The 18,332-nt window shown below is 61.7% G+C and carries 14 protein-coding genes; 6 read left to right on the top strand and 8 right to left on the bottom strand.

From position 1 onward, the window contains the following. Positions 1-113: 113 nt before the first annotated feature. Positions 114-1,139 (bottom strand): LacI family DNA-binding transcriptional regulator, encoded by a 1,026-nt coding sequence (locus I2G20_RS16915; protein ID WP_196260915.1) that lies wholly within the window; start codon positions 1,137-1,139, stop codon positions 114-116. A 267-nt stretch (positions 1,140-1,406) separates the two neighbouring features. Between I2G20_RS16915 and I2G20_RS16910 the strand changes: the two genes are divergently transcribed. Then, positions 1,407-3,017: a Na/Pi cotransporter family protein gene (locus I2G20_RS16910; RefSeq protein ID WP_246473161.1), complete on the top strand. Its 1,611-nt coding sequence runs from the start codon at positions 1,407-1,409 to the stop codon at positions 3,015-3,017. Positions 3,018-3,062: 45 nt separating this feature from the next. On the opposite strand, the gene I2G20_RS16905 is transcribed toward I2G20_RS16910, so the two are convergent. Further along, the gene (locus I2G20_RS16905; protein WP_196260914.1) at positions 3,063-4,076 is read right to left on the bottom strand and encodes a LacI family DNA-binding transcriptional regulator; all 1,014 of its coding nucleotides are present in this window, start codon (positions 4,074-4,076) and stop codon (positions 3,063-3,065) included. Between the two features lie 123 nt (positions 4,077-4,199). Here I2G20_RS16905 and I2G20_RS16900 point away from each other — a divergent pair, with 123 nt between their 5' ends. The 5 genes from I2G20_RS16900 to I2G20_RS16880 all read left to right on the top strand — a co-directional run bounded on the left by I2G20_RS16900 (position 4,200) and on the right by I2G20_RS16880 (position 9,517). Continuing rightward, positions 4,200-5,153: a glycoside hydrolase family protein gene (locus I2G20_RS16900; protein WP_196260913.1), complete on the top strand. Its 954-nt coding sequence runs from the start codon at positions 4,200-4,202 to the stop codon at positions 5,151-5,153. A gap of 5 nt (positions 5,154-5,158) precedes the next feature. Beyond that, positions 5,159-6,313, top strand: coding sequence for a serine hydrolase domain-containing protein (locus I2G20_RS16895; protein WP_196260912.1), 1,155 nt, complete (start codon positions 5,159-5,161; stop codon positions 6,311-6,313). Positions 6,314-6,424: 111 nt separating this feature from the next. Next, positions 6,425-7,726: an extracellular solute-binding protein gene (locus I2G20_RS16890; protein WP_207747678.1), complete on the top strand. Its 1,302-nt coding sequence runs from the start codon at positions 6,425-6,427 to the stop codon at positions 7,724-7,726. Positions 7,727-7,772: 46 nt separating this feature from the next. Further along, positions 7,773-8,696, top strand: a complete 924-nt coding sequence (locus I2G20_RS16885) for a carbohydrate ABC transporter permease (protein WP_196260911.1) — start codon at positions 7,773-7,775, stop codon at positions 8,694-8,696. Beyond that, on the top strand, positions 8,693-9,517 hold the full coding sequence (locus I2G20_RS16880; protein ID WP_196260910.1) for a carbohydrate ABC transporter permease: 825 nt from the start codon (positions 8,693-8,695) through the stop codon (positions 9,515-9,517). The genes I2G20_RS16885 and I2G20_RS16880 overlap by 4 nt, the downstream gene beginning before the upstream one ends. 67 nt (positions 9,518-9,584) lie before the next feature. Here I2G20_RS16880 and I2G20_RS16875 read toward each other — a convergent pair whose 3' ends face one another. The 6 genes from I2G20_RS16875 to ntrB form a co-directional block, all read right to left on the bottom strand. Next, complete coding sequence (locus I2G20_RS16875; protein ID WP_196260909.1) at positions 9,585-12,218, bottom strand: nitrate reductase; 2,634 nt, start codon at positions 12,216-12,218, stop codon at positions 9,585-9,587. A gap of 9 nt (positions 12,219-12,227) precedes the next feature. Then, positions 12,228-12,563 (bottom strand): nitrite reductase small subunit NirD, encoded by a 336-nt coding sequence (gene nirD / locus I2G20_RS16870; RefSeq protein ID WP_196260908.1) that lies wholly within the window; start codon positions 12,561-12,563, stop codon positions 12,228-12,230. A gap of 6 nt (positions 12,564-12,569) precedes the next feature. After that, positions 12,570-15,017 carry a nitrite reductase large subunit NirB gene (nirB, locus tag I2G20_RS16865; protein WP_196260907.1) on the bottom strand — a complete coding sequence of 816 codons (2,448 nt, stop codon included), beginning with the start codon at positions 15,015-15,017 and terminating at the stop codon, positions 12,570-12,572. A gap of 28 nt (positions 15,018-15,045) precedes the next feature. Then, positions 15,046-16,311: an MFS transporter gene (locus tag I2G20_RS16860; RefSeq protein ID WP_246473160.1), complete on the bottom strand. Its 1,266-nt coding sequence runs from the start codon at positions 16,309-16,311 to the stop codon at positions 15,046-15,048. A gap of 321 nt (positions 16,312-16,632) precedes the next feature. After that, positions 16,633-17,424, bottom strand: coding sequence for an ABC transporter ATP-binding protein (locus I2G20_RS16855; RefSeq protein WP_196260906.1), 792 nt, complete (start codon positions 17,422-17,424; stop codon positions 16,633-16,635). A 12-nt stretch (positions 17,425-17,436) separates the two neighbouring features. Further along, positions 17,437-18,327 carry a nitrate ABC transporter permease gene (gene ntrB / locus I2G20_RS16850; protein WP_196260905.1) on the bottom strand — a complete coding sequence of 297 codons (891 nt, stop codon included), beginning with the start codon at positions 18,325-18,327 and terminating at the stop codon, positions 17,437-17,439. Between the last annotated feature and the right edge of the window lie 5 nt (positions 18,328-18,332).

The raw sequence follows: 18,332 nt of genomic DNA, 5'->3' as shown, positions 1-18,332 counted from the left end.
TGTCCGGTATTGGTTCCGGCTTAGTGTTCGCGTGTGACAGCGATGTGACGAGCTTAGCATTTGTGCACGGCTGTGCAAGACGGTTGAGACGGACGGTGTACGAGGCGGCCTGATCATCGCGGGCGGACGGTTTTGCGCCAGACAGGTTCGGCAGAAAAGCGCGTGGGAGGCTGGATGGTATGGACGGCCGGTTGGTGATGGAGGAGCCCGACCACGTGATCGGCGATCTGGTCGACCGGCTGGCGAAAAGTGGTCAGCTGATAGGAGGACCAGCCAGCCTGCTCGATATCATCGAACCCGACAACGCAGACTTCGTCCGGGACGACGAGTCCGAATTCGGTGCGCGCGACGTCGAGAAATCCGCATGCGAGAAGGTCGGTGACGCAGAATACCCCGTCAGGACGGCTGGTGCTGACAAGCACCTGGCGTGCGGCTTCGGCGCCCGATGCGTAGGCGGTGGGACCCAGGCGGATGACGCTGGCGTCGAACTGGGCACTCCGGGCCGCTTCAAGGAACGCCGTTTCGCGCGCCACAAGAGAGGCCGTGCCGACGGTCGAAGTCACTACGGCAAACTTTTGGCAACCCGCGCGGCGGAGCATGTCGAAAGCCTGGCGCGCTGCAGTGCGGTTGGTGACGACGACCGTTTCGGGGCCGGGCACCGGATCGTCGCGATTTACGAGGATGACGTGCTGGCCATTGTTGAGGCACGTTTCGATCAGCGAAGCTGCGGGTTGGCCGGATAATACGATCGTAGCGTCGGCGCGGTAGTGGAGGGCTTGGCGCAGGGCAGCTTCTACGGCGGCGCTTTCACCCGAGGTATTGATGAGCATCGCCACCTTCTGCGCCGCCTGCAGATGTCTCGTTAGAGCGTCTATCATCCGGGATTGATGGGGCGTTGCGATGTCGGTGCCGATCACGCAGACGATATTGGAGCTGTCGTGGATGAGGCCGCGTGCCAGATGATTGACGTGGTAGCCCAAGGCCTCGGCGGCTTCGAGTACACGCTTTCGGGTGGCGGGAGAAACGCTGGCGCCGTCGGTAAACGTGCGCGAAACCGCCGAGCGGGACACGCCGGCGCGTTCGGCGACCTGCTGGGCCGAGACGAAGGATTTCCCCCGAGCCCGGACTGGGGTTTTCATGGTATCCCTGCCTAGTCGATGGCGCTGGAAAACGTTGCACAGGTGTGCGGGCGGTTGCAAGAGTGCTTTTGCCGGCTCCGATTATTCGGCGCGACAAACGACACTGCCGAGGAACCATCGGAGCCCTTCCGGGGTTCGGGTTGACGGTCCTGCACAGGCGTGCAAGATTCTCCGGGACCGTTAGGAGCGGCAAGACGATGGACCTTCGGGAGGGGCACTGACATTTCCTCGACTCTGGTTCTGATCGATCTTCTAGGCGCCGGTGCATTGCTCATTTGGGGCTTGCGGCTGATCAAGACCGGGATGCTCCGCGCCTTCGGAACATCGTTGCGCATGTGGATCGGGCGGAGCACCGGCAATCGTCTGATGGCCGCGGCGGTGGGCATGTTCGCCACCCTTGCCGTACAGTCGAGCACCGCGACAGCGGTGATCACGGCGTCCTTCGTGGCACGCGATCTCGTTTCGAGCCTTATGGCACAGGCAATCATGCTGGGGGCCAATGTCGGCACGAGCCTTGCCGCGCTCGTGCTTTCGCTCGATCTGCGTTGGCTGTCGCCCGTGCTGATCCTTACGGGCGTCGTCACGTTTTCCCGCTCCAAGCACGCGGCGGGCAAGGGTGTTGGCCGCGCTGTCCTGGGGCTGGGGTTGATGCTTTTGGCCCTTACGCTGCTGGGGCAGGCAACCGAGCCGGTGAGGGCGTCCGAAACCGTTATCCTGATCCTCACCGGTCTCTCCAGTGCTCCCATCTTTGCGTTATTGTTCGCAACAGGGATGGCCTTTCTGGCCTCGTCGAGCCTTGCCGTGGTGCTCTTTGTCGTCTTGCTCGGGCAGGCAGGGGTGATCCCGTCGGAACTAGCTCTGGTGCTGGTTGCGGGAGCTAATCTCGGTGGGGCGATTCCGCCCTATCTTGCCGTGCTTGCGGAGGGCATCGAAGCCCGGCGATTGGCCTTGATCAACCTGGCAATCAGGGCGGTCGGGGCTATCATCCTTACCTTTGCGGCCGGTCTTATCGCGCCGTGGCTGATGGGTTTTGTTCCCGATACCGGGACCTTGGCCCTGACCGCCCATATCGGCTTCTCCTTTGTCTTGCTGGTGATTTTCCTTCCCCTTCTCGGCCCCATCGTGCGCCTGGGAGAAAAGCTGATGCCCGAGGCCGCCGGAGCGCGGCCGGGTCCGCGCTATCTCGACGAAAGCGCGCTTTCGACCCCAGCAATCGCGTTGGCGGCGGCGGCGCGTGAGACTCTTCTGCTGGGCGACATGGTGCGCGATATGCTGGAAGCATCGAAGACCACTCTCGCGAGCGCTGATACCAGTGTGCGTTCGCAATTAGGGGCAATCGAGAATGACATCGACCGCATCCACAGCGGCATCAAATCCTACCTCTCCCGCCTGGGGCGTGAGGAGATGGATGAGGAGGACGCGCAACGGGCAGCCGAAATCATGTCCTATGCGGTCAATCTCGAACACGCCGGGGATATCATCGACAGCGGACTTTCCGAGATGGCGGTCAAAAAGGCAAAGCGTAGGGTGACGTTTTCATCCGAGGGGCTTGCGGAAATTCTCAAGTTCTATGACCGGACATTCGAAATCCTGCAAATGGCGCAATCCGTGTTCCTCTCGCGCGATCCCCAATTGGCGCGGCAACTGGCGGGTTGCAAATCGGACGTGCGACGGCTGGAAGCGGAAAGTGCCGAGCGACACCTTGAGCGGCTGCGCGAACAGCGCACCGAAACGATAGAGACATCGGGTCTGCATCTGGACATCCTGCGCGATCTCAAACGCGTCAACGCCCACTTGATCTCCGTGGCCTATCCGATCCTCAACGACATGGGGGCGTTGCGCGAAACCCGGCTGCGGTCTCCCGTGGAGGATCAATAAAAGGTGCCGAATAGTCAGGCACCCAGCGACACAGTCACCGGCACGCTAACGGGGCAGGGAGCCCCGAAGGACCACGGGCATTTCGACAAGGACCCTGGCCGGTGTGGGCGTTCCGAGCAGCAGGCTTATCGCCATTCGCCCCATTTCCTCATGGGGGAGCCCGATCGTCGTTAGCCCCGGGCGGAGATAGGAGGCGATCTCGTCGTTGTCGAATGAAACCAGCGCGACATCTTCGGGGATCGCGAGGCCTGCTTCGTCAAGTGCCTGATAGGCCCCGAAGGCCAACCGGTCGTTCAGACACAGCAGCGCGCGGGGTTTAAGGGACTTCAGAACGGTCCGGGTGAGGTCGTAGCCATGGTCCGGCTCCCAGTTCCAGCAACTGAGTTCGGCCACAAAGGTTGTGCCGGCAGCCGCCATGGCGTCGCGGATGCCGGCCAACCGGTTGGTGACGGTTTCGGAGCGAAAGAGGCCCGTTTCTTCCTTCTCATTATAGCCCAGGAGCACGATGCCCTCGCGGATGCCGGCCCCGGCCAGGAGTTCGACGGCGGCGCGGCCGCCCCGGTACTCGTCGGGAAGGATCGAAACCGGAAAGCGCGGAGATGTGCCGTTGAGCATTACGGTTGGCACGTTGATGGCGATGTCGGGCACAAATACTTCGCGGGCGCGCATAGCCGCGAAAATCAGCCCATCGACCTGCCGGTCGAGCGCCGCCTCGATGGCTTGGATTTCACGCGCCGGCTCGCCGCCAGTTTCCAGCACCAACATTACGTGCTGGGCCTGCTCGGCTCCCGCCAGAGCCCCCCGAATAAGCCCACTGGCAAAGCGGGTGGTGGCAACATAATCGGAAATGAAGGCAATGGTCCGGGTCTTGTCGGTGCGCAGCGCCCGCGCAGCGATATTGGGACGATACCCAAGGCTTGCGGCGGCGGCGTGGACTTTGGCGTGAGCCTCGGCTGAAAGGCGTGTGTCGGGACGCCCCGTCAGGATCATGGATGCCGCGGTGGTGGAAAGGCCGGCCAGGCGGGCGACATCGGCCAAAGTTACGCGCTTCTTTGCCAAGACTTCCCCCCACTTTCGCCGCTTCCGCGGCCATGCCCTCCATTCCTCATTAGCCATGCAGCCACCGCTTGACAACAGGGGTGCGCCGAAGCGATAGCTAAATGGTTTTAGCGAGGATTGGACGTGGCTTTCGATCTACCCGATCATTGGGTTTGGGATTTCTGGTTTGCCGACGATGGCGAGCACTTCCACCTTTTCTATCTTCATGCGCCCAAGGCTTTGGGCAATTCCGATCTCAGACACCGCAATGCACGGATCGGCCACGCCACTTCCTCCAATCTGACCGATTGGCTCGATCACGGGCAATCGATCCCGGCAGGTGCCGCGGGAAGTTTCGATGGGAGTGCTACCTGGACGGGCAGCATCGTAAAGGACTCCGCCGGCGTGTGGCACATGTTCTATACCGGCGCGCGCTTTCTTTCGCAGGACAGTCTCGCCAATATCGAAGCGGTGGGCCTCGCCACATCGACCGATCTCTTTGCCTGGAACAAAGCGCCCGGGGTGGTCTGTGCTGCCGATAGCCGCTTCTATGAGACTCTGGGCACCTCGTCCTGGCCGGAAGAGGCATGGCGCGACCCTTGGGTTTTTTACGACATCGACGACCGCCTCTGGCATATGCTGATCACCGCGCGCAGCAAGGGCGGAGTGGAGCCTGATCGCGGCGTCATGGCGCATGCCACCTCTACCGATCTCCTCAGTTGGACAGTGCAGCCGCCCCTCAGCGCGGCGGGTAGCGGTTTCGCGCACCTTGAGGTATTCCAACTGGTGGACATGGGCGGACGCAACCATCTGGTTTTCTCCTGCGATACGGCCAAGCTCTGCGGACCACGGACAGGGCAGACCGGCGGCGTATGGACCCTTCCCGTTGGAAAGATGCCCGGGCGTATTGATTTCAGCCTGGCGCGGCTGCTTGTGAACGAGCGGCTCTATGGGGGGAGGATCGCTAAGGACCGGCAGGGGCAGCCGTGGCTGCTGGCCTTCAATAATACGGGCGACGACGGTAGGTTTTCAGGCGGCGTGTCCGATCCCATGCAGATCGTGACGGGGGCCGATGGCTATTTGCAGATGCGAGCGTGACCAGAATGGTGAGTGTTGAAGGAACGGTCCATTCCGGTTTCGAGCCGTTGGCGGATGCCTTCACGCGCGCATTCGAAGGCCGTCCGACCATGGGCGCCGGGCTCCATGTATTCATAGGCGGAGAAAGCGTCGTCGACCTCTGGGGCGGTGTTGCCGATGCGCGGATCGGACGGGTATGGGAGCGGGATACGCCGTCGGTCATCTTTTCCTGTACCAAGGGTCTGGTTTCGATCCTTGTTGCCCGTCTCGTTCAGGAGGGGCGCATCGCCTACGACGCGCCGGTGAGCCACTATTGGCCGGAATTTGCCGCCGAGGGCAAAGACGAGGTTACTGTCGGCCAGGCGTTGGCCCATCAGGCGGGTCTTTCGGCGCCGCGGAGGGATCTCGATGAAGACGACATCGTCAATTGGGACCGCATGGTCGATGTGCTCGCCGCGCAGGCCCCACTTTGGCCACCGGGGGAGGGTTACGCCTATCATGCCCTGACGCATGGGTGGGTCGTCGGCGAAGTCCTGCGGCGTGTAACCGGCCAGCCCGTTGGGCGCTGCTTCAGCGAACAGATCGCGGCGCCCCTCGGTGTCGATGCCTGGATAGGCCTGCCCCAAGCGCTGTCCGGGCGTCCAGCTCATCTGCAGGTCGATCCCGCGCTTTCCGCGCTTTGGGCGGAGGAGGGGCGTAAGCCAGAGCCCAACTGGCCTTTCAAGGCGATGACCCTTGGCTCGGCTTTACCGGCCGACCTCGTCACCGAAGAGGGTGGCTTCAACAAGCAACGTATCCGGTCGGCCGAAATCCCCGGTGCCGGAGGCATCGCCACGGCCGAAGCCCTGGCGGCCATGTGGTCGGCCACGGTCGTCGAGACTCGGGGGGTACGTCTACTGGGCGAGCGAGTCATCGCTGACGCAACGCGTACCCAGAGCGAGGGTGCGTCCGTTTTTGGTGGCGAGCCTCCATATGCCCGCTGGGGGTATGGCTTCCAGCTTGAATCCGACGCGCGGCGCTACCTTGGGGGCGGCTGTTTCGGGCATGATGGCGCTGGCGGGCAAGTCGGTTTTGCCGATCCGACCCGCCAGATTGGTTTCGGCTTCGTCACTAATTGGATGATGGGGCCGGAAGATAGGCGGGCTACCTCAATCATAGAGGCGCTGCACGCTGTGGTATAGTCGATGCGAATGGCAGGAGGCGAATATATTGACAGACAATTCGAGCCATGCGCTAAATCCATTTAGCAAAGGAAAGTATCGCCAATTGTAATTGCCTTGGAGGAGGTCGTCGTGAAAACTCGTTCATTCCATGCACTTCGTGTTGCCTTGGTGCTTTCGGTGGCCGCCACAACCGGCACAGCCATTGCTGCGCCTAGTTGCGGTACGGACCCCATTGCGCTCAATGCCTATTTCGAAACCGGCTTTCCGCTGCCCACGCGGTTGGCCGAGGAGTTCATGCGTCAGTTTCCCAATGTCACCTTCGACATCAAGGAAGACCAGTTCGCCAACATGATGGAGAACTCCCCGCGCATACTTTCCGAAAGCAACGCACCGGACCTGATCCGCTTGCCGTCCATCACCGATCTGGTGGCCAACAATCTGCTCATGAATCTCGATGAATACTTTGAGGCATTGGGCTGGGATCAGTTTCCAGCGGGACAGCTGGTGCAGCTGCGCGTCGAGGAGGGTGGACGCCCCCGTGGGACCGGATCGCTCTATGGCATGGGTCTCAACTATTCAATGACTGGCGTGTTCTACAACAGGGAACTGGCCGCCCAGATCGGGATGGCCGAGCCCCCGTCGACGCTGGCGGAATTGGACGCCATAATGGCGGCCGCCAAGCAGGCTGGCATTCAGCCCATCATGCAGTGGAACAAGGGTACCGCCGGCTTTGCCTTTCCTCTGCAGAACCTGATGGGAGCCTATGGCCCTCCAGAGCCGATCAACGACTGGATCTTCCAGAAGGATGGCGCGACCATCCACACGGAAGACAACCTCAAAGCCGCAGAGCACCTGAACGCGTGGATCGAGGCTGGCTATTTCCCTTCTGACGCCAACGCCATTGAATATTTCCAGATGATGAGCCGCTTTATGGGTGGCGAAGGCCTGTTCATGTTCAACGGCGACTGGGAATCGGGCAATCTCGATGGCAATGCCCCGGGCAAGTTCGGCTTTTTCATCATGCCGAGCCTTGAGGATGGAGGACGTCACGCCTCCATGTCGGCACCGCTCACCTACGGGATCGGCGCCAAGGCAAACAATCCCGAATGCGCCGCCTTCTTTCTCGATTGGGTTGCGCGCAACCAGGCGGCCCGTAAGATCAACGTCGCCGTGGGCGGTTCGAACCCGGGCGGGCCGACCGATCTGGCCATGCCCGCCGTCGAGCCCGGATCTGTGACCGAACAGTCCCTTGCTGCAGGCGCCATTCTTGCACAGGACAATGGCGCGATGGACTTCATCGCGAACGCTACCGGTGCCATATTCGCGGCCGGCTGGACACCCGAACTGCAGAAGATGGCTGGAGGACAGCAGACCCCCGTGGGGCTGCTCGAAGCCGTCCAGCGCGAGTACGAAACCCAGCTTTCGCGCTGAGGCCATATTCCTGCGCGACTGCTGTTCGAGAGATAGTGACACCGCGATGACCTCGACTCCTGCCGCGCAGCGGCAAGCAAAGCAGCTCTCCCCAAGAGGGGCGAGCAACAAGGGCAAACTGGCCGCGTGGCTCTTTATAGCGCCGGCTGCCCTTGCCTATACGGCTTTCGTGCTCGTGCCGCTGGCAATGAGCTTTTATTATTCCTTCTTGCGATGGGACGGGATCGGAGAGGCGCGTTTTCATGGTCTCACCAATTACGTCACGGTCCTGACCGACCCAAAGCTGCTGCAGATCATTGGCAACGCCTTCCAGCTTGTGGGATATTTCACCGTCATCCCCGTCGCGCTTGGATTGGCCGTAGCTTCCGTCATTCGTGGCCATATGGCCGGGGCGTTCGGAACGGTAACGCGCACCGTGCTGTTCCTTCCGCAAGTTATCCCACTGGTTGCGGCGGGCATTGCCTGGAGCTGGATGTTCGCCTCGACCGGCGTCGTCAATCAGGGATTGCGCGCCATCGGCATGTCCGAATGGGCCCGCGGATGGCTGGGGGACTTCGTGTGGGCTCTGCCCGCCGTCGGGTTAATCGGTGCCTGGGTCTTGCTGGGCCTGTGCACCATGCTGCTGGTCACCGGCATCACCAAGATCGATCCCAGCCTTTATGAAGCCGCCCGGCTCGACGGTGCCAATCCCTGGCATGAATTTCGCTACATTACCCTGCCGGGCCTGCGGCAGGAGCTCGGTGTCTGCGTGACGCTGACGGTGATTTCGGCGCTCGCAAGTTTCGATATCGTCTATATTTCAACGCTTGGAGGCCCGGGAATCTCGACGACCGTGCCCGGCCTCGAAATCTATCGCCTGGCCTTCGCTCACCGCCAGGTCGGGCTGGCGTCGGCGCTTGCCATCGTTCTGATGGTCCTCGTGCTGATTTCCATCGCCCCGATCCAGTGGCTTTCGCGGGAAAAGAAATGAGGCTTGCCCCCGCCAATGGTCTGGTGGCGCGCGGACTGGTCGTGCTGTTGATGATCGTCACCATCCTGCCGTTTCTGTCGATGTTCTCGGCCGCTCTGGCACCCCAAGGCACGTATCCGAATGGGCTGCAATGGCCTGCCGATCCGCAATGGGGCAATTTCGTCCGGGCTTTTGAGGTTGCCCGGATGGACCAGCTGCTGCTCTCGAGCACCCTTATCGTGCTGGGTGTCGTGCCGGTCTCGGTTCTGATTGCAACCATGGCAGGCTATGGTCTGGCCAAGCTCACCACCGACAGGTACCGGTGGCTCTATCTCGTCTTCGTCTTCGGGCTGACCCTGCCCTTCGAGGCCGTCATCACACCGCTTTATTATGAGGTGCGAGCGATGGGGCTGCTGAACACGCGCTTTGCTATCATTCTGCCTCTGATCGGCCTCTATATGCCCTTCGGCGTCTATTGGATGCGCGCCCATTTCCTCAATGTGCCGCACGACCTCTCCGAAGCGGCCCAACTCGATGGCGCGACGCGCTGGACAGAGTTCTGGCTGGTTCAGGTGCCGCTTGCGCGCCCGGCGATCATGTCGCTCACAATTTTATTGTTTCTCTGGACCTGGAACCAGTTTCTCCTGCCTGTCGTGCTGGTGCAAGACCCCATGCAGCGGACAATGGCGGGGGCACTTGGCGCCTTTCAGGGCCAATGGGGTACCGACATTCCGCTGCTTTGTGCCGGGGCGCTGCTGATCCTCTCCCCCACGATTGTCATATTCCTCATCTTCCAGCGCCAGTTCGTCGCGGCGCTCATGCAGGGCGCGGTCAAAGGCTGAGGTGCGCGATGTCCGCCTTCGATGGTTCTGCCGGCCGTACGATGCTATCGAGCTGCGATTATCCGATCTACTGCGCTGCAGCGAGGCGATGAGCTTCAATGATGCGCCGGATTTCGGTTCGGCATGAGCCGCAGTTGGTGCCGGCGCCCAGCGCCGCGCCCACAGCGTCTACCGTAACACAGCCTTCGCTCGTCACCGCATCGGCGATCTGGTTGGCGCCCACCGAGAAGCACGAGCAGACCAACGGTCCGGGGTCGGGGCGGTCGGAGCCCGGGCGGCCAGACAATATGCGCGTCCTCTGCAGGGGATCGGCGTGGGTCTCGCTCAGCTGCCCGGCGGCCCATTGCCGCGATACGAGGACCGGGTCGGGCGAGAGATAAAATGCAAAGGTCAGGCGGTCGAGATCGAAGCGGGCAATGGAAATACGGCCGGATCGTGCGTCGATCGATGTGGTCAGTGTCACGTTTTCGGGAAGGCCGAACATGGACCTTGCAAGGGAGAGGACGTCGCCCGGCCGCTGGAAAAATGCCAGTTCGGTCCGCCATCCTCTGTCGGCCGGCGCCAAGGCCCAGTAATCGGCTCCGGCGAGAAGCGGCTTTTCGCGGGACACGGCGAATCCGTAAAGGGCGACATCGACAGGGCTCATGCTGGCGCGGCCCATCTTCAGACCAGGCTGTCCCGATGCCGGGTCGATATGGGGCGGGATCAGGGCGTTGACCCGCCCGGTAGGGGCGGTTTCCCCTGTCCAGTGCATGGGCACGAATACCGAACCCTTTTGCTGGCGTTCCGTGACAAGCGCGCGGACGACGGCGCTACCGAAGCGATTTTCAAGCCGTACGAGCTGGGTGCGTCTGATGGCGAAGTGTTCGGCATCCTCGGGATGAATTTCGGCGAACGGTTCGGCGTAATGTGCCGAAAGGCGCGGGGTCCGGCCTGTTCGGGTCATAGTGTGCCAATGGTCGCGAACCCGACCGGTGTTGAGCAACAATTGGCCGGGCTCCGATGTTCGCGGGGGCGGGGGCGTGAGGGGCACGAACCGGGCTTTGCCATCGGGCGTATAGAATCCACCGCCGGCGAAGAAGCGTCTGCGCCGCCCGCCTGCGGCCGGTATCGGCCATTGGACTGGAGAGAGCGTTTCGTAGTCGCGTCCGGCGAGGCCGGAAATATCGAGATCGCGGCTGCCGTTGTTCTCGAACCCGGTCAATTCGGCATATTCTGCGAAGATTTCGGCGGGCGAGCTGAAATCGAAGCCGTCAAAACCCAGGCGCTTCGCGATCTCGCAGATGATCCACCAATCCGGTCGCGCTTCGCCGGGAAGAGCAAGGAACGGACGCTGGCGGGAAATGGTGCGCTCGGAATTGGTCACCGTGCCGTTCTTTTCACCCCAGCCAGCGGCAGGCAGAAAGATATGGGCCTGGCGGGCTGTATCGGTCGTGGCGAACATGTCCGAAACGATCACCGTATCGCAGGCCCTGAGCGCTGAGCGCGCCGCGTCGGCATCCGGGAGCGAAACGACTGGGTTCGTCGCCATCACCCAGACGGCCTTGATGTGGCCAGCTGCGATGGCCTTGAAAAGATCGACCGCCTTGAGGCCCGGCGTGGTCGCAATGCGCGCGGCATTCCAGAAGCGGGCGACAAGCTCGGCCTTGTCGAAATCCATATGCGCCGCGAGCATATTGGCAAGCCCGCCCACTTCGCGCCCGCCCATGGCGTTAGGTTGACCGGTTACCGAAAACGGCCCCATGCCGGGGCGGCCGATGCGGCCGGTGGCGAGGTGGCAATTGACAATGGCATTGACCTTGTCGGTCCCCGAGGTGGATTGGTTAACCCCCTGGGAAAAGACCGTCACGGTCTTTTCCGTCGCTGTGAACATATCGAAGAACGCCGCGACCTCTGCGGCGTCCAGCCCGGTCGCTTCTGCGGTGCGGGCAATAGTCCAGCCTTCGGCGGCATCGAGCGCGTCATCGAACCCGGAGGTATGGGTAGCGATATAGTTCGAAGCGAACGCGCCGGCGTTGTGCATATGAGCAAAAAGGCCCGAAAACAGCGCCACGTCGCCATCGGTTGCTATGGGCAGGTGAAGATCTGCGGTCTCGGCCGCATTGGTGCGACGGGGATCGATGACCACGATGCGCATCGAGGGCCGCTTTTCGCGCGCGGCGAGAATGCGCTGATAGAGCACCGGATGGCACCAGGCGAGATTGGAGCCGACCAGGACGATGAGGTCGGCCAGCTCGAGATCCTCATAGCATCCGGGGACCGTATCGGTGCCGAAGGCGCGCTTGTGACCGGCTACCGAAGACGCCATGCACAGGCGTGAATTGGTATCGATATTGGCCGTGCCGATGAACCCCTTCATCAGCTTGTTGGCGACGTAATAGTCTTCGGTCAGCAATTGCCCCGAGCCATAAAGCGCCATCGCGTCGGGACCGTGCTCGTCGATCACGCTTTTCAGGCGCGCCGCCGCAGCGTCGAGTGCCTCGTTCCAGCCCACCCGCCGTCCATCGATCATCGGAAAAAGCTGGCGCCCTTCGAGCGAAATCGTTTCGCCGAGCGCCGAACCTTTCGAGCACAATCGCCCAAAATTTGCCGGGTGATCGGGATCGCCTGCGATAGCGACGCTTCCATCGGCTTGGGGGGTGGCAATTACCCCGCAGCCGACGCCGCAATAAGGGCAGGTGGTTTTGACGGGGGATGTCAAATCAAGCACCTACTCGGCTGCGATGGCCATGACGAGGTCGGCATCCATCAGAATGGTTTCACCATCGAGCCTGAGCGCGACGGTGCGGACGCGTCCTTCGTCGGCCCCTTGCGCCTCGCCGGTTTCTAGCGAGAACACCCAATTGTGCAGCGGGCACGTTACCTGCGCGCCATGTACGATGCCCTGGCTGAGCGGCCCGCCCTTGTGCGGACAGCGATCCTCTATGGCGTAGATCTCGTCCTCGGCTGTGCGGAACACCGCAATGGTGCCGATGGGGGATTTGACGCAGCGTGCGCCGCGCCTGGGGATATCGTTGATCGATCCAATTGCGATCCAGTTGCTCATGGGGTCCTACTCCGCCGCCTGGGGAAAGCCGAATTCGGCCATTGCCGCGAATTCGTGAGCGTCCTTGCCGTTGACGCGCTCCTCCCAGGGGTCGACTTGCGCGAATTTCTGCGAATAGACGAAGCGCTCGAAATAGTAGCGGCGCTTTTCGAGGTCCTCGACGATATTGGCCTTGATCGAATCCGAGCCGACCCGCTTGGCCCATTTATAGATGCGCTCGAGATAACGCCCTTGTTCGCGGTAGAGTTGGGTCAATGCGACAATGATTTCGAGCGCCTCGTCCTCGGTCTTGGCGTGGCAGAGGACTTCGGTACCCTTAATGTCGAGCCCCGCCGCACCGGCAAAGTGAATCTCATAGCCGGAGTCGACGCAGATGACGCCCACGTCCTTGCAGGTCGCCTCAGCGCAATTGCGGGGGCAGCCCGATACGGCCATTTTGACCTTGGCCGGCGTCCAGCTTCCCCACATGAACTTCTCGATCCTGACACCAAGCCCGGTCGAGTCCTGAGTCCCGAAGCGGCACCAATCCGAGCCGACACACGTCTTGACCGTACGCAGGCCCTTGGCATAGGCGGCGCCCGAGACCATGCCGGCGGCATTGAGGTCGGCCCAGACGGCGGGCAGGTCTTCCTTCTTGACGCCGAGCAAATCGATGCGTTGGCCGCCTGTCACCTTGATGGTGGGTATGGCGAACTTGTCGGCGACATCGGCGATGGCGCGCAATTCGCGCGGATTGGTGATCCCGCCCCACATGCGCGGGACGACCGAATAGGTGCCGTCCTTCTGGATATTGGCGTGGACGCGCTCGTTGATGAAGCGGGACTGGTTATCGTCCTCATATTCGCCGGGCCAGGTGGAGAGCAGATAGTAGTTGAGCGCGGGGCGGCACTTGGCGCAGCCGCAACTCGTCTTCCACTCAAGCTCCTGCATGACGGCTGGGATGGACTTGAGGCCCTTGGCGACGATCAGGCGGCGAACTTCGTCATGGCCGAGATCGGTGCAGGGGCAGATCGGCTGGATCGCGGCGGGGTTATAGGCATCGCCCAGAGTGGAGGCGAGGAGCTTTTCGACAAGCCCGGTACATGACCCGCAGCTCGCCGAAGCCTTGGTGTGGGCGCGGACGTCGTCGAGCGAGGTCAGGCCTTTGCCAACGATCGCGCCGGTGATCGTTGATTTGCATACGCCGTTGCAGCCGCAGATTTCTGCATCATCCGGCAAGGCTGCAACGGCCGCCATAGGGTCCAGTTGGGCACCCCCCTGGTAGGCCTGTCCGAAGATGAGCGTATCGCGCATCTCGGAGATTTCGGCACCGCGCTTCATCAAATCGAAGAACCAGGAGCCGTCACCGGTTTCGCCGTAGAGTACGGCACCGATCAGTCGATCGTCCTTCAAGACGAGACGCTTGTAGACGCCCGCGCTCGCGTCGCGCAGGACGATTTCCTCTCGATCCTCGGCGTCGGCGAAATCACCGGCCGAGTAGACGGAAACCCCGGTTACCTTAAGCTGGGTAGCCGTCTGAACGGGGCGGAAAGCCGCGTCTTGCTTGAGCAGCGTGCGGGCCGCTACCTTGGCCATGTCGTAGAGCGGGGCGACGAGGCCGTAGACGACGTTCTCATGCTCGACACACTCACCAATGGCCAGAACATCCGGGTCCGAGGTCACCATCTGGTCGGAAACGATGATGCCGCGTTCGACATGCAGCCCGCTATCGGTAGCGATGCGCGTTTCGGGGCGGATGCCGACGGCCATCACGACGATGTCGGCGGGATAGACCGTCCCGTCATCGAGCGCTACGGCTTCGACGCGGTCATTGCCGAGGATGGCCTTGGTCTGCGCCTTGCAGTGAACCTTGATGCCGCGGGATTCGAGCTCCCTTTGCAATAGGTATCCGGCCGCCGGGTCGAGCTGGCGTTCCATAAGGTGGCCCATCAGGTGGAGCACCACGACTTCCATGCCGCGCAGACGCAGGGCCGCGGCGGCTTCGAGGCCGAGCAGGCCGCCACCGATCACGACAGCCTTGGCCCCAGGCTTTCCGGCGGCGGCGACCATGTTGTTGACGTCGTCGAGATCGCGGAAGGCCATGACACCGGGCAGTTCCTTGCCCGCGACGGGGATGATGAACGGCGCCGAACCTGTGGCGATCAGGAGCTTGTCGTAAGCTGTCTCGCCATCCTTCGAAATCACCACCTTGCGCTTGCGGTCGATTGCGGTGACGGTTTCGCCGAAGCGGCAGTTGACGTTGTTGTCGCGATACCAATCGGCATCGTGGGTGACGATCTCGTCATAGGTCTTTTCGCCCGAGAGCACCGGAGAGAGCATAATACGGTTGTAGTTGCCGCGTGGCTCAGCGCCGAAAAGGGTCACTTCGAACGCGCCGGGATCTGCCTCGAACAGATGCTCGAGCATACGCCCCGAGGCCATTCCGGCACCGATGACGACTAAACGCTGTTTCATGGGTCTAATTCCACTTCACTAGGAAATTTCAGGCCGGCTGGGGAACCGGGCGGCGCTCCATGCGCCCGATCGCCAGGTGCATCCACACCAGCAGGCCGACAACGAGGACAAAAAGGGCCATGAAGCAGCTGCTCCAAAGTCCGGTCAGGTCGTTGAGCACTCCGAACAACAGCGGCAGCAGGAAACCGCCCAGCCCGCCGATCATCCCGACGAGCCCGCCGACAGCGCCAACATTGTTGGGGTAATAGACGGGGATGTGCTTATAGACCGCCGCCTTGCCGAGACTCATCATGAAGCCGAGAATGAAGGCAACGGCGATAAAGGTCAGCGGCCCGATCTCGAAATGGAAGGCGAGGGAGCCTTCGATGCCGCGTACGATGAAATCGGCGGGCGGCAGGGCGAGGATGAAGGTTGCGACTGCCGAGATGCCGAATGTCCAGTACATGATGGTTCGCGCGCCCACCCGGTCGGACAGTACGCCACCATAGGCACGGAATATCGAGGCCGGTATCGAATAGGCGGCGCCAATCAGGCCGGCCGTCGCAATATCGAAGCCGTACACTCCGATCAGGTACCGCGGCAGCCAGAGGGCCAGCGCAACAAAGGCGCCGAAGACGAAGAAGTAATACAGCGCGAAACGCCAGACCTGCACATTCCTGAGCGCGGCGAACTCCGTGCCGAGGCTCGCGGGCTTGCTCCCGTTCTGGCGGCGCGCGACGATGACTGGATCGTCGCTGGTGGTGAACCAGAAGATTACGGCCATCACGACGAGACCCGCGGCCCAGATCACAGCCACCGACTGCCAGCCCCAGGCGAGCATGACGAAGGGAGCGGCGAATTTGGTCACCGCCGCGCCGACATTGCCAACCCCGAAAATGCCCAGTGCAGTGCCCTGCTTGTTTGCCGGGAAAAAGCGCGAGACGTAGGCGACGCCCACAGCGAACGCGCCGCCCGCCAGCCCTACGCCGAGGGCAGCGAGCAACAGTTGCTCATAGGTCTGGGCGAAGGCGAGCGCGAAGGTCGCGAGGGCTGCGCCGAGCATGGTGAGCGTATAGACCAGCCGCCCTCCGAACCGGTCGGTCCAGATGCCGAGCGCCACGCGCACGAGAGAACCGGTAAGGATCGGGGTGCCGACCAGCAGGCCAAACTGGGTTTCGCTGAGCCCCAGTTCGTCCTTGAGCGCCACGCCGATGATCGAAAAAATCGTCCAGACCGCAAAACACACGGTAAAGGCGACGGTGGACATGCCGAGGGCGCGGTTGGGGGAGGGCTGCGCGCTTTGTGGTCCGGGCATGAGCAAGAACTCCATACTCACGAGTTGCATCTGGAAACAAAAAGCCGCCAACCGAGATATGCGAAGCCAGAGTTGGCGCGCATATTTCCGTTGGCGGCGTTGCCGTAGTTCGCGGCGCCCGTCCTTGGACGCCGCTGTCGGTTGTGTCTCTTGCAGAATTCGTGCCAACTAGAGGGCTATCCGAATACTGTTTTCGTTTCAGTGGCTTACGCGATCAACACCTTTTTGCCGTTTCTTGGCAGAAGGGCGCATTCAGGGTCATTTCATTGGCAAGATGCGTAAAGTTTGCGCACTCTGAGTGTTGGGTAAAATTTAGGCACCCTATGCTGCTTCCACAAAACGGTGTCGTTCGTAGAGGAATTTGAGCACGGCCTCGCGGCATTTGAGATAGGTGCGATCCGAGGCCAATTCGATCCGCTTGCGCGGACGTTCGAGGGGCACATCCAGCACCTCGCCAATGGTCGCGGCGGGACCGTTGGTCATCATCACGATACGGTCCGAGAGCAATACGGCCTCGTCCACGTCGTGGGTGATCATGATCATGGTGTTGCCCAGCCTGGAATGAATGTCCATCATCTGGTCTTGAAGATGCGCGCGGGTCAGGGCGTCGAGCGCCCCAAACGGTTCGTCCAGCAGCAGGATCTTGGGCTCCATCGCCAGCGCACGGGCGATGCCGACGCGCTGTTTCATGCCGCCCGAAATCTCGCCCGGCCGCTTGTCCTTGGCGTGCGCCATCTGAACGAGATTGAGATTCTCCATGATCCAGTCATGGCGCTCGGCGCGCGACTTGTTTTTGAACACCTTGTTCACGGCCAGCTTGACGTTGTCGTAGACAGTGAGCCAAGGCAACAGAGAGTGGTTCTGGAAAACCACGGCGCGATCCGGGCCGGGTCCGGTCACTTCCTTGTTCTCGAGCAGCACCCCGCCGACGGTTGTTTCGGTGAGACCGGCGATGAGGTTGAGGAGCGTAGACTTGCCGCAGCCGGAATGGCCGATAATCGATACGTATTCTCCCTTGTCGATGGTCAGTCGAATATCGCGCAGGACTTCCGTCGTGGCCATGCCGCGGGTGAAGGTCTTGCCGATGTGATCGAGTTTGAGATAGGCGGACATTGGCGTTCTCCCTTAGCTGGCGGTTGTGCCGCGGGTGACGATGGCGCCGACAAAGCTCACGAGCTTGTCGAGCATGAAGCCGACAAGGCCGATATAGATGAGCGCCACGATGATATCGGTCAGGCGGGACGAGTTCCACGCATCCCATATGAAGAATCCGATGCCCACGCCGCCGGTCAGCATTTCGGCGGCGACGATGGCGAGCCAGGAAAGTCCGACACCGATTCTCAGACCCGAGAAAATGTAGGGCGCGGCCGCCGGCACCATGATCTTGAAGAAAAATTCGATCTGGTTGAGCCGAAGGACCAGCGCGACGTTCCGGTAGTCCTGGGGGATGTTGCGGATGCCGACGGCGGTATTGATGATGACCGGCCAGATCGAGGTGATGAAGATCACGAAGATAGCCGAGGGGGCCGAGTCCATGAAGGCGGCGAGCGATAGCGGAAGCCAAGCGAGCGGCGGCACGGTGCGCAACACCTGGAATACAGGGTCGAGGCCCCGCATCATCCAGATCGACTGTCCGATCACCGCACCGACAAGCACGCCGCAAATGGCAGCAAGCCCGAAACCATAGGCGACGCGTTCGAGCGAGACGAGGACGCGCAGGCCGAGGCCGATATCCTGGGATCCGTAAACGAAGAAGGGATCGATGATGAGATCCCAGCTCTGCGCCCAAACTTCCGTCGGGGGTGGCAGGGACGCCCTTGGCGAGGAAAAGGCAATTTGCCAAACGACCAGGATGACCGCGATGACGATCAGCGGCGGGAGAATGTTGGCCGCCGCCCTGGCGAGGAAAGCCTTGGCGTCGAACCCTTTTGGCATGGCGCGCTTGAGCGCGATGACGGTCGCCGACTTTTGGGGCAGGGTGGCAACCGGTTCGTCATTGGTGGCGGGGAGGGTCATGGAGC

This window comes from Pelagibacterium limicola (assembly GCF_015694405.1).
Classification (GTDB): Bacteria; Pseudomonadota; Alphaproteobacteria; order Rhizobiales; family Devosiaceae; genus Pelagibacterium; species Pelagibacterium limicola.
This window is presented reverse-complemented; position numbering and strand designations above follow the sequence as displayed.

Coding starts and splice junctions, on each gene's coding strand:
- I2G20_RS16855 (WP_196260906.1), bottom strand. CDS start 17,424: ATGTCCGCCTATCTCAAACTCGATCACATCGGCAAGACCTTCACCCGC.
- nirD (WP_196260908.1), bottom strand. CDS start 12,563: ATGAGCAACTGGATCGCAATTGGATCGATCAACGATATCCCCAGGCGC.
- I2G20_RS16880 (WP_196260910.1), top strand. CDS start 8,693: ATGAGGCTTGCCCCCGCCAATGGTCTGGTGGCGCGCGGACTGGTCGTG.
- I2G20_RS16885 (WP_196260911.1), top strand. CDS start 7,773: ATGACCTCGACTCCTGCCGCGCAGCGGCAAGCAAAGCAGCTCTCCCCA.
- I2G20_RS16860 (WP_246473160.1), bottom strand. CDS start 16,311: ATGCCCGGACCACAAAGCGCGCAGCCCTCCCCCAACCGCGCCCTCGGC.
- nirB (WP_196260907.1), bottom strand. CDS start 15,017: ATGAAACAGCGTTTAGTCGTCATCGGTGCCGGAATGGCCTCGGGGCGT.
- I2G20_RS16915 (WP_196260915.1), bottom strand. CDS start 1,139: ATGAAAACCCCAGTCCGGGCTCGGGGGAAATCCTTCGTCTCGGCCCAG.
- ntrB (WP_196260905.1), bottom strand. CDS start 18,327: ATGACCCTCCCCGCCACCAATGACGAACCGGTTGCCACCCTGCCCCAA.
- I2G20_RS16895 (WP_196260912.1), top strand. CDS start 5,159: ATGGTGAGTGTTGAAGGAACGGTCCATTCCGGTTTCGAGCCGTTGGCG.